This is a genomic window from Nonomuraea mangrovi, assembly GCF_042681425.1.
GTDB lineage: Bacteria > Actinomycetota > Actinomycetes > Streptosporangiales > Streptosporangiaceae > Nonomuraea > Nonomuraea mangrovi.
Genome location: NZ_JBHUFV010000078.1, coordinates 1 through 1,551, shown reverse-complemented (window position 1 = coordinate 1,551; position 1,551 = coordinate 1). Strand labels below are relative to the sequence as shown.

At 67.6% G+C, this 1,551-nt stretch carries 1 protein-coding gene; it reads left to right on the top strand.

Annotated elements, in window-relative coordinates:
* The first annotated feature begins 176 nt into the window (after window positions 1–176).
* A protein-coding gene (locus ACFSKW_RS46260) for an IS3 family transposase (protein ID WP_379580983.1) occupies window positions 177–1,393 on the top strand; the annotation gives its coding sequence in 2 pieces (ribosomal slippage) (window positions 177–486 and window positions 486–1,393; 1,218 coding nt in all).
* Window positions 1,394–1,551: the final 158 nt, after the last annotated feature.

Sequence of the window (1,551 nt, the reverse complement as noted above, 5' to 3'; positions counted from 1 at the left end):
GACGGCTGGAACTCCTTGGCCAGCTCCTCCGGCGACCGTCCCGCGCGCACCAGCTCCACCATCTGCCGGCGAAACTCCGGCGAATAGTTGTTCGGCACAGCAGACTCGGGCCCTGCCCCCGATGTGTGGACACCTTGAGTACCGGATGATGGAGATCCGGAGACAAGGAGTTCCACGTGGCGATGAAGTCGTATCCGCCGGAGTTCAAGGCGGACGCCGTCGCGTTGTATCTATCCGATCCGGGACGAACGCTGGCCTCGGTGGCCGAGGACCTGGGGATCAGCCGGGAGACGCTGCGTAACTGGGTGCGTCAGGCCCAGGCGGACGGCACCGCGGGCGCGAAGAAGCGTGGTCCGCACAAGCGGTCGGCGCGGGGCCCGCTATCGTCCGACGACGTGCTGGAAGATGAGAACAAGCAGCTCAAGGCACGGATCCGGGAGCTGGAGATGGAGCGCGACATCCTGCGCCGGGCGGCGAAGTATTTCGCCGGAGAGACGAACTGGTGAGCCGCTTCGAGTTCGTCGACGACCACGCGGGCGCCTTCGGCGTGAAGCGGCTGTGCCGGGTCCTGAAGGTGTCCCGCTCGGGCTTCTACCGGTGGCGCAAGGCCGCGCCGGCCCGGGCGCAGCGGGCCGCGGCCGATGCAGCACTCGCCGCGGAGATCAAGCAGATCCACGGCGCGTTCGACGGCACCTATGGCAGTCCGCGCATCACCGCCGAGCTGCGCGCCCGGGGCCGCAGGGTCAACCACAAGCGGGTCGCGCGGGTGATGCGCCGTTCCGGCATTGTCGGGCTGCACCTGCGCAAGAAGGTACGCACCACGGTGCCGGAACCCTCGCATCAGAAAGTGCCCGACCTGATCAAGCGGGACTTCACCGCGTCGGCCCCGAACCGGCGCTATGTCGGCGACATCACGTACCTGCCCGTCGGTGAGGGCCGGTTCCTGTATCTGGCGACCGTGCTGGATCTGGGTTCGCGGCGGCTGGCGGGCTGGTCGATCGCCGATCACATGCGCACCGAGCTGGTGAGCGACGCGCTGCGCGCAGCCGCTGCGACACGGGGCAGCCTGCACGGCGCGATCTTCCATGCCGATCATGGGGCCCAGTACACCTCGGCTGAGTTCGCCAAGGTCTGTGCCGAGCTCGGTGTTCGCCAGTCCATGGGAGCCGTCGGCACAAGCGCCGACAACGCCGCGGCGGAGGCGTTCAACGCCACCCTCAAACGCGAAACGCTGCAGGGCGCCAAGCACTGGTCCTCGGCGCGTGAGGCCCGCCTGGCCGTCTTCAAGTGGATCACCCGCTACAACACCCGAAGGAGACACTCCACCCTCGGCTACCTCAGCCCTATCGACTACGAGCAGCAAACCACCGATAAGGTGCTGCTCGCCGCATAACAACCCGCGTCCACACTTCGGGGCGAGCCCCCCTCCTTCTTCCGGGAGCCAGGGTTCCCCAGAGACCAGGTGTCCACCAAACCGGGTCAACTCCACTACCACCGGGCTTCGGCGCTTCCTGGCAGACCGTGCATCGCCGCTTCGCCGACTGGAGCAGA